Source organism: Micromonospora sp. DT4, assembly GCF_049841675.1.
In the GTDB taxonomy this organism is placed as follows: domain Bacteria; phylum Actinomycetota; class Actinomycetes; order Mycobacteriales; family Micromonosporaceae; genus Micromonospora.
This window is the reverse complement of sequence record NZ_JBNCKT010000174.1, coordinates 1-7,564: the sequence shown is the minus strand read 5'-3', so window position 1 is coordinate 7,564 and position 7,564 is coordinate 1. Positions and strand designations below refer to the sequence as shown.

The window sequence follows — 7,564 nt, the reverse complement described above, 5'->3', positions numbered from 1 at the left end:
AGCCAAACAAGCCCACTACGCCCGCCGCCTCACCCTCGAACTCCAGCCATGATCACGAAGTACGGCTGCCGTACTAGTACGGCAGCCGCCGTTTGAGATGTTGCTGGTGGGGCTGGGTAGACGAGGTGCGGCCACCGCGGGATCGTCTCCATGTTGTGGACAAACGTTCGGATCTGGCGGTGGCCGCGTGCCACAGCGGCGTTCGTGACCGGTCTGCGCGACTACCGCCGCGCCGGCCACACATCGGCCGACGCCGCTTTTCCGGCATCGCCAACCTCCACAACATCATCCTCGCCGGCTGACCGCAGGCCCGATGTCGGGCAACGCCTTCAACCAGTTACGAGACATCCCTTAAACCGGCATATCTCCACCTTGCGAACGCCTTGGCCGCGGCGCCCGTATCGCAACCGCCGCCGTATAGATCAGAAACAGGCTCTATAGGGTCAGAAGCGGCAGCGCCAACCAGGCATCCGGCCCGCAGAAAGTCCTGGTAAATGGCCAGAATTCAGCTCGTTCGGCGCAGTGCAACCGGAGTCACATCGGCGCAAGGAGACAATCCTCACATCCGTTGAACTCGCCCCACCTATTGACTCTGGCAGATTCCGGCGTTAGCGGATCTGTCGCTAGGTAATTTTTCGCATTGCCTATTGTGATTGGATCACCAAGCGCGCGATGATCTCCTGGCGATCCGATCGGAAGGGATGCGCTCGTGAAACCAAAGAACGTTGGGCCTGTGCTGCCCGGTGAGGGTGACACCGACTACGCGCGCTACATGCGTACGGATGCGCTACTTGACCTACAGAGGCGACCTGGGGAGGTGATTCACCGCGATGAACTGCTCTTTCAGGTGACGCACCAGTCCGCTGAACTGTGGCTCAAACTGGCGGCAGCCGACCTGACTGAAGCGATTGCCCGGGTCGACGGGGGCGAGCCTGCGCCGGCCGAACTCCTACTCACCAGGGCGACACTCGCCGTACGGCTCATCACCGACCAACTCGACATGTTGGGCCACCTGCGTCCGGCGGATTTCCAGGCGATGCAGCCAGCACTTGGCAAGGGGTCGGGTGCGGAGTCGCCGGGCTGGCGGCAGGTCCAGGCCGCGGGCCGCAAGCTCGGTCAAGCATTCGCCACCTTCCTCGCCGACCGAGAGGTCAACCTGGCGACGCTCTACTCCCGGGAACCGTCCGACCCTGCCTACCGTCTCGCCGAGGCCATGGTGGAGTTCGACGATCGAGTCTCGTCATGGCGGGTGCGGCACTACAAGCTGGCCATCCGGGTTGGCAGCCACGGTGTCATTGGCGCTGCGGGCAGCCCGTCGGGCATGCTTGCCAAACTTATCGACTACCGCTTCTTCCCCGACCTGTGGCAGGTGCGCGCGAACCTTGCCCTGGGTAGCACAGTGGGCGCAAGCCTTGCATGAGCTGACGAACTGGCTGTCGGCTGGCGCGGACCCCGACGCCTTTCCCTACGCGACGGTCGTGGCTGAGTTCCATCGCACTGGCAAGCAATTCGTCGCCGACGACGTCTTCGTTCTCCTCGATTGGATTCGAGCGGTCACCCCGCGGTCTGAGGAAACGAGGCTTCTGCGGGACTTTCTCGACGTCGCGCTTGACAAGCGCGACGGCCGATACGACTACCAGAGCTACCTGGCGCTGAACCTGCTTCGGCTGCCAACCGTTGAGCCGACCGGCGACCGGCGGGGTGACCTGCAACGACAACACGACCGCCTCTACGTACACCTCATCGCCGATGCCCTCGCGTTCGAGTTGGCCGCCGAAACCGGTATGACCGATCTGCTTCCCCTGCAACGACCGGGCCCGGAACGGGTGGCCAAGCGTTACCGGCTCGGACTACGGGCCGTGTCGGCGGCGCTGGCCCGGCAGGGCCGGTCGGCCATGACCGATCTGGCCGAGCCTGCGGCCGCGGTGGCCGCGATGCACGACGCGGTGGTCGCGGACCAGAGCCCCACAGAGCGGCGGGCCTTGCTGATCGGAATGCTGCCGGTCTACGTGGTGCACGACGAGTATCTCTTCATCCGGGTGCTTCAGGCATACGAAGCCACGTTCGCTCTGCTCGCCGCCGAGGTGCAGGCGACGGTCGAGGCTCTGACGGTCGGGCATGCCGAGGCAGCGGCCGATCAACTGGCGTACGGCCGGGAACTGCTCAATTCTGCCGCGCCGCTCTTCTCGCTGATGGCCACCATGCAGCCGGAGTCGTTCCGCGCGTTCCGCGTCTACACCGAAGGTGCCAGCGCGATTCAGTCCCGGTCCTACAAGCTCGTCGAGTCGCTGTGCCGCTCACCGGAGGAACCGCGCCTGTCCTCCGCCGCCTACCTGTCGGTGCCTGAGGTGCGCGACCGGGTGCTGGCCGGCCAGCCGTCGGTCGAGCACGCCTACCACGAGGCGGACCGACTCGGCCGCCTGGGTGAACCTGACCGACTCCTACTCGAAACGCGGATGGGTGAATTCGCGAACGCGCTGACCCAGTGGCGTCAGACCCATTACCGAATTGCTAGCCGGATGCTCGACGCCCGTATGGGAACCGGATATACCGAGGGCACCCCTTACCTGGCAGTGACCCGATCCATACCAGTGTTCACCCCGGCAGGCAATGCGAGGCGAGCCTAGATGAACGGAATCCCCGATCCGTGCGCCACGACGCAGGCGATGCTCCGCGAGCAGTTTCCACTGCTGACTACATGTCTCTATCTCAACAACAACTCGACCGGTGCCATACCGAAGGGTGCTGAACACGTCCTGACTCAGTATTGGGAGACGCTACGTACCTGGCGCGACGGCATCTGGGACGCCTGGCACGACGGCATCCAGAAATACACCGATGGCTTGGCGGCGTTCATCGAAGCCGAACCGGGCAGCGTGGCAATCGACGCCAACCTGAGCACTTTACTGGCACGGGTCGCCTCCTGTTTCGACTACCAGGCACCCCGCAACCGTGTGGTGACGACGGATCTGGAGTTCCCGACCATCCCCTTCATCTGGAACGCGTTCCGGCGATACGGCGCCGTGCTCGACGTGGCCGGCTCGGGCGGGCCACGCCTCGACGAGGAGGAATTGCTGCGGCGAATCGATGAGCAGACGCTGCTCGTGTGCGTGCCACACGCAAGCTACTCATCCGGGGCCACCATCGACCTGGGTCGTGTGGTGAAACACGCACACAGTGTTGGGGCCCTGGTCATCGTCGATGCGTTCCAGAGCGTCGGGATCATGCCGCTCGACGTCACCACACTCGGCGTCGATTTCGTCCTCGGAGGCGCACACAAGTGGATGTGCGGCGTCGGCAACGCCTTCCTGTACGTCCGCCCCGACCTGTTGCCCGGCCTCGAACCCGCGGCAACCGGCTGGCAGGCCGGCGACCGGGCGCTGACGTTCCAGCCATCGACAGGCTGGGCGCCCGACGCGCGACGGTTCACCGGCGGGACACCGTTCCCCCTCACGTCGCTCATCTCCCAGATCGGCCTGGACCTGCTCAGCGGTGTCGGCATCGAAGCGATCCGCGCGCACTCACTGGTCTGCACGGAGCGGATCCTCAGACGTGCCGAGGCGGCCGGCATCTCGGTGGTCAGCCCGGTCGAGCCATATCGGCGCGGCGGCGTGGTGTGCCTGGACATCCCCGACGGCGAGGCGGTCAAGCAGCGGCTGGCCCAGCGCGACATGATCTGCAGCTGGCGTAAATACCTGCGGATCGGCCCCCACATCTACAACACGCTGGACGAGATCGACGAGTTCATGGACGCGCTTGAGGACGTGTCACGAGGGGCTGGGCGATGACGACCTCGTTTTCACCGCGCGCGCTGATGAGCCTGCTCTTCAACGGTTCCAAAGCCGTCGACGTGGTGACGACCGCGCTCCACATCGGGCTGCTCGACGCGCTGGAACCTGGGCCGGTAAGCCTTCGCGAACTCGCCGAACGCTTCGAGATGCGACCGTTGCGGCTCTACAAGTTTCTGGACTGTCTGGAGAGTCTCGGGTTCCTCGACCGGGACGAGCCGAGCGACGACATCAACGAGACCATGTATAGCGCCGTCCCCGGCCTCCGCGCCGCTGCGGCGGCCGCCGTCGGGCCGCACGCGATCGAGCGCGACCGCGACACGTACCCCTGGCAGCGGTTGCACGGCCGGTTGGCGGAGAGTCTCCGCGGCGATGTGAGCATGACCGAGGACGACTTCTCCTGGCCTCCGAAGACCGACGAACAGACGGAGGCATTCGAGCGGAGCATGTCCGTAGGGCTCGGGCCAGTCATCGAGGTCTTCGGTCGGCACGCGCACCTTCTGTGGCAGGGGCGACGCCGCTTCCTCGACGTCGGCGGCGGTGCCGGCACGCTTGCCGCGCACGTCCTCGACGACGCCCCGCACCTGCGGGCCGACGTGTATAACCTGCCGGCCGTCGCCCCTCTGGTCGAAGAGACCCGCAAGCGGTGCGGCCACCAGGACCGACTCGGATTCGTCGGCGGCGACTTCTTCGCCGAGCCACTACCGGCCGGCTACGACGCGCTCGCGTTCGTCCGGGTACTGCACGATTGGCCTACCCCAGAATCTCGCAGACTCGTCGAGACGGCGTACGAGGCCCTGCCGCCGGGCGGGCTGCTACTGATCTGCGAAGAGTTTCGCACTCCGGACCGGCTCGCCATGCAGTTCTTCTGGTCCTACTTCCTCATCGGCGTCGACAGCGCTGTCAGCCGGCTCCGCGAGGTCAGCTTCTACACCAGCCTGCTGGCGGAGATCGGATTCACCGACATCCAGGTCCTGCCCGGAGTCTGGGAACTCGTCGTGGCTCACAAGCCGGGCTGACCGGATGAGGGCAAGAGAGCCACCTGAGGTTCCCCCTGCGGACCGGACACCCTGAGCCCAGACAGTGGTCTGGGGAAGGATGGCCCGGTGCCACGTCCATCGAAGTACCCCGAGCAGTTCCGTAGGGACGCTGTTGATCTGGTCCGTTCGTCGGGTCGGTCACTGCGTGAGGTCGGTCAGGAACTCGGCGTCAACCACGAGACGCTGCGGAACTGGGTCAACGCCGCCAAGACCGCCGACGCCGCCGGACGCGGTCGCAGTCACGGCGAGGAGCCGGTGCGCGCCAACGAGCGTGACGAGCTTCGCCGACTGCGCAAGAAGGTCGCCGAGTTGGAGGTCGAGAAGGAGATCCTGCGCAAGGCGGCCGCCTATTTTGCCAAGGAGATGGGTCGATGACCCTCCGCTACCGGTTCATCTCCGAACACCGCGCCGACTACGGCGTACAGCGGCTGTGCCGCGTCCTGGCGGTACGACGTCCCGGCTTCTATGAGTGGCTCGCCAGCGAGCCGGCCCGCGAGCAGCGCGCCGCGGCCGAGGACCAACTCGCCGCCGAGATCGCCGCCATCCACGCCGAGCACCGCCACGCCTACGGCTCCCCCCGTGTGACCGTGGAGCTGCCCCGACGCGGCCAGCGGGTCAACCGCAAGCGGGTCGAGCGGATCATGCGAGAACGCGGCATCGTCGGGATCACCCGCCGCCGACGCCGCCGCGGCCTGACCAAGCAAGACCAGACCGCCGCGCCGGCGCCGGCTTGGCCAGCCCATCCGACGACGGCGGCTTCGACGAGTTCGACGACGACTGCTTCAACCGGGCCTCAAGCTCAGCGACCCGGCCCAGCACCTGCTCCAGCCGAGCGGTCAAATCCGCGACAACGACCCGCAAGGCAGCATTCTCCGCCACAAGATCGTCATACGACGGCTGCAGCGGATCGGCGGACACAGTCGATCAAGCTAGCAGGCCGACTGATCCAGTGTGGAGCACCACGCCCGCAGCAGTCGAACCTATCCAGTTGCAGTCCGCGAACTACACGATGCCTCTTCTCCAAAGGTCGAAGGGGTGCCATTTCCCGATCCCTGGATCTGCAACGGATATCGCCTCACCGAATGCATGGGCTAGCTTCTCTAACATTGCGACGACCTCGGACCGCTCCTGCTCAATTTGGTCGGGAATAGGCACCCACGATGTCTGCGAGAAACAGCGCACGATTACGATGCTCTGACGCGGCTCAAAGACGAGTGATCGCTCGACGCCTTGCGCGTATATATCAAGCTCGGCCGTTGATCCAGCACGGAGCGCAGTTAATACCTCGGGCAACTGCTCAACCACCGCCGACAAGTCATAGCCAACATCGAGCCCCCAATCGTCTTGCCCAAAACCACCCATACGGAAGCGGCATCCCGCCTCCGCGAGCGCCTCACAAGCCTCCATGACCAGCGATGGGTAGTCTTCGGGCTCAAGATCGAGTGCTCTCGGAGTCGAAGTCTTCAACGGAGGATCTAACGATAGATTAACCATCATTCTTCCTTCGCTTACTGGGGACCGAGGATCGGGTAGGCCGTTTTGTACAGCCCGTTAGCTCCAGGCACCAGTGTCGCCGCCCGCGCCTGAACAATCGACCCATCTGGCATGATCACCTGACCAAGCCCGTCTGGAATGCGGACACTTCGCGCTCCGGCGTTGTCGACGTGAACACCGCACAAAAATTCGGCAGCCGCTTTGTCATCTAGCCATTGACCCTGAGATTGCCCTGTTGAGCGAGCACGATCCGTCAACGCGCGTGTGTTTTTCGCTCCAGCACCATGTGTGCTGAAAGTGTGCCCGAACGTTGGCCCGCTCTTCGGACTCCAGTTCGGCACACATGTGTTGTGCACGAGCACCGGCGTGTTGCCGGCAAGTACATAGTACGTGTGGATGCCGTCAATTTCGAGGTTGTAGGCCGATGTCAACCGACTCGCGGTGAACCGAAGCCCGCTAACCGCGAGGGTTTCCCCTTCGACTGTCAGGACCCGCTCACCAGCCACGAGCTCGTCGACCCGCTCGAACTTACGGTCGGTGGCAGACCAGAAGGGGTGGTCCTCGGTCGTGCCCACGGAAGCACCGTTGTCTAGGGCCAGGTCAATGACGGTGTCTTGGTGGACGAAGACCCGGGTAACCTTCCGCGCCTCCTGCTCGCCAGTCTCCGGATCTGACGCTATGACCTGGTCGCCAACTTCAATTTCGCTAATTTGCTTCCGCGAGCCGTCGGCCATTAGGACGAGCGTGGCGCCTTCGAAGGAACAAGCGCGGGCGGCAATCCTGGCGGCAGCGGCAGTTACGAGACCGCGTACGGCGATTACCGCAGCTTCAGATACGACCATTTCGACCGTAATCTCGCCGGCGTACATCATCGACTCGGGGCATTTCGCGACGCCGCAGTCCCACTGCCAGCCGTACTGGTTGAGGCAGCTGGTGTAATCCAATCGTCCACCGCCGCAGAGGATCTGGATCTCGGCCTTCACGGGGTCATAGTTCTGCTCCTGCACCGCCGAACGCATTGCGCTGCAGTCACCCGGGTGGGCCTTGCAGTTAATGTTGTCCTTGGTGTAGGTGGCGAGGAATGCCTCTTTGGCGGCCTGCCGCGCGGTTGTAGCTTTCTGGGTGCCGTCGTTGCTGCTGCCAACAGAGGGTGTCGTGCCGCTGCCTGTCGGGGTACGGCCTGGAGTGCAGAGCTAGGTACAGCTGATCTTGCAGAGGTGCGCACTGTTTGTCCGTCGCCGT

Annotated in this window: 8 protein-coding genes and 2 pseudogenes; 6 read left to right on the top strand and 4 right to left on the bottom strand. The window is 64.4% G+C overall.

Annotation, left to right across the window (positions count from 1 at the left end; translation table 11 throughout):
- Window positions 1-709: 709 nt before the first annotated feature.
- The 5 genes from ACLQ24_RS27760 to ACLQ24_RS27740 all read left to right on the top strand — a co-directional run bounded on the left by ACLQ24_RS27760 (window position 710) and on the right by ACLQ24_RS27740 (window position 5,203).
- Complete coding sequence (locus ACLQ24_RS27760) at window positions 710-1,420, top strand: tryptophan 2,3-dioxygenase family protein (RefSeq protein WP_425894693.1); 711 nt, start codon at window positions 710-712, stop codon at window positions 1,418-1,420.
- 58 nt (window positions 1,421-1,478) lie between these two features.
- A complete protein-coding gene (locus ACLQ24_RS27755) occupies window positions 1,479-2,627 on the top strand; it encodes a tryptophan 2,3-dioxygenase family protein (RefSeq protein WP_425894692.1) in 1,149 nt (382 codons plus the stop codon).
- A complete protein-coding gene (locus ACLQ24_RS27750; protein WP_425894691.1) occupies window positions 2,628-3,788 on the top strand; it encodes an aminotransferase class V-fold PLP-dependent enzyme in 1,161 nt (386 codons plus the stop codon).
- Window positions 3,785-4,807 (top strand): methyltransferase, encoded by a 1,023-nt coding sequence (locus ACLQ24_RS27745; RefSeq protein ID WP_425894689.1) that lies wholly within the window; start codon window positions 3,785-3,787, stop codon window positions 4,805-4,807. Before ACLQ24_RS27750 ends, ACLQ24_RS27745 begins: the two co-directional genes overlap by 4 nt.
- 87 nt (window positions 4,808-4,894) lie before the next feature.
- Window positions 4,895-5,203, top strand: coding sequence for a transposase (locus tag ACLQ24_RS27740; protein ID WP_425894688.1), 309 nt, complete (start codon window positions 4,895-4,897; stop codon window positions 5,201-5,203).
- Here ACLQ24_RS27740 and ACLQ24_RS27735 read toward each other — a convergent pair.
- Window positions 5,176-5,391, bottom strand: coding sequence for a hypothetical protein (locus tag ACLQ24_RS27735; protein ID WP_425894687.1), 216 nt, complete (start codon window positions 5,389-5,391; stop codon window positions 5,176-5,178). The genes ACLQ24_RS27740 and ACLQ24_RS27735 overlap by 28 nt on opposite strands.
- Here ACLQ24_RS27735 and ACLQ24_RS27730 point away from each other — a divergent pair.
- Window positions 5,362-5,451 (top strand): annotated as a pseudogene (locus ACLQ24_RS27730) (IS3 family transposase); the annotation flags it as partial. The gene ACLQ24_RS27735 and the pseudogene ACLQ24_RS27730 overlap by 30 nt on opposite strands.
- Window positions 5,452-5,509: 58 nt before the next feature.
- On the opposite strand, the pseudogene ACLQ24_RS27725 reads toward ACLQ24_RS27730, so the two are convergent.
- From ACLQ24_RS27725 to ACLQ24_RS27715, 3 genes and pseudogenes are all read right to left on the bottom strand, one after another.
- A pseudogene (locus ACLQ24_RS27725) lies at window positions 5,510-5,731 on the bottom strand (DUF6444 domain-containing protein); the annotation flags it as partial.
- A 99-nt stretch (window positions 5,732-5,830) separates the two neighbouring features.
- Complete coding sequence (locus ACLQ24_RS27720) at window positions 5,831-6,295, bottom strand: hypothetical protein (RefSeq protein ID WP_425894686.1); 465 nt, start codon at window positions 6,293-6,295, stop codon at window positions 5,831-5,833.
- A 41-nt stretch (window positions 6,296-6,336) separates the two neighbouring features.
- Window positions 6,337-7,329: a polymorphic toxin-type HINT domain-containing protein gene (locus ACLQ24_RS27715; RefSeq protein ID WP_425894685.1), complete on the bottom strand. Its 993-nt coding sequence runs from the start codon at window positions 7,327-7,329 to the stop codon at window positions 6,337-6,339.
- Window positions 7,330-7,564: the final 235 nt, after the last annotated feature.

What these genes read in the sequence shown, in the direction of transcription:
- ACLQ24_RS27750 (WP_425894691.1), top strand. Translation starts at nt 2,628, where the DNA reads ATGAACGGAATCCCCGATCCGTGCGCCACGACGCAGGCGATGCTCCGC.
- ACLQ24_RS27745 (WP_425894689.1), top strand. Translation starts at nt 3,785, where the DNA reads ATGACGACCTCGTTTTCACCGCGCGCGCTGATGAGCCTGCTCTTCAAC.